Raw genomic sequence first — 1136 nt, forward strand, 5'->3', positions numbered from 1 at the left:
GGCGCGCGCCGCGTCGGCGGCGGCGCTCAGGCGGCCCGAGAACCGGGCGGTCAGGGCACGGACGGCGGGCGAGCTCTGCAGACGGTGCATGAAGGACCTCGGCATCGACGGGCGGGCGGGGGCGGACGCGAGACGATGGCGGCGCAGCACGAGCCGCCAGGCCAAGAAGGCCACGAGGGCCACGATGACCAGCGACGCGCTCACCCGGGCGTCGGCCAGCGCGTCGAGCGCGGCCTGCACGGCCCTCGTCGGCGCGGTGGTCTCGTCCATGCGGTCAGCCTAGCGCCGGGGGCGGACCGGTCCGGCCATCGCGGCGTGTCCGCACGCGGCGTGTCCCGTCGGCCCCTCAGGGGCGCGGCCGCGAGGCCAGCCACCGGGCCAGCAGGCCGTCGGGGACCTCCTCGGCGGTCACCGCGAACGTCCGGTGGTCCCGCCAGGCGCCGTCCACGTGCAGGTACGCGCGCCGCAGGCCCTCGTCGCGCAGGCCGAGCTTCGCCACGACCCGCAGGCTGGCCGCGTTCTCCGGGCGGATGTTGACCTCGACCCGGTGCAGACCGGCGCTGCGGAACGCCCAGTCCGTCGCCATGGCCACGGCCGTCGGCGTCAGCCCCCGACCCGCCTCGCGACGGTCGATCCAGTAGCCGATCGAGCCGGAGAGCACCGAGCCGTACTGGATCCCGCCCAGGGACAGCAGCCCCACCAGGCGGTCCCGGTCCGGGCGGTCGTCGTCGAGGACCATGCCCCACGTGTAGGCGCTGCCGTCCCGGCCCTGCCGGCCGTGCCAGCGGACCATCTGCCCGAACGACGCCGGGCCCGCGCCCAGCACGGGGCTCGTGGCGTCCCACGGCGTCAGCCACTCCCGGTTGTGCGCCCGCTGCTCCTCCCACGCCTCCCGGTCCCGCCGCCGCAGCGGCCGCAGGGCGAGGGTGCCGTGCCGCAGGGTCACGGGCCAGGGGGAACGCTGCCAGGACATGGCGTCGATCCTATGCGCGGCCGGGCGCGGCACCGGTGCGGCGGGCATCATGGGGACATGCGCACTCCCCCTCCCGTGCCCGAGCCCGCCGCCACGGGCCCCGTCGCCGGCGTCGACGACGTCGTGGACGCCAAGGCCGCCCTGCGTGCGCGCCTGCGCACCG

Annotated in this window: 1 protein-coding gene and 1 pseudogene; both read right to left on the minus strand. The window is 77.3% G+C overall.

Annotation, left to right across the window (positions count from 1 at the left end; translation table 11 throughout):
- Nucleotides 1-270: pseudogene (locus HMPREF3105_RS01425) on the minus strand (hypothetical protein); the annotation flags it as partial.
- A 76-nt stretch (nt 271-346) separates the two neighbouring features.
- On the minus strand, nt 347-973 hold the full coding sequence (locus HMPREF3105_RS01430) for a GNAT family N-acetyltransferase (RefSeq protein WP_070708602.1): 627 nt from the start codon (nt 971-973) through the stop codon (nt 347-349).
- Nucleotides 974-1136 lie beyond the last annotated feature (163 nt).

It is taken from the genome of Micrococcus sp. HMSC31B01 (assembly GCF_001816085.1).
Lineage (GTDB): Bacteria > Actinomycetota > Actinomycetes > Actinomycetales > Micrococcaceae > Micrococcus > Micrococcus luteus.

Excerpts from the sequence above, each read along its gene's own strand:
- HMPREF3105_RS01430 (WP_070708602.1), bottom strand. The coding sequence starts at position 973 with ATGTCCTGGCAGCGTTCCCCCTGGCCCGTGACCCTGCGGCACGGCACC.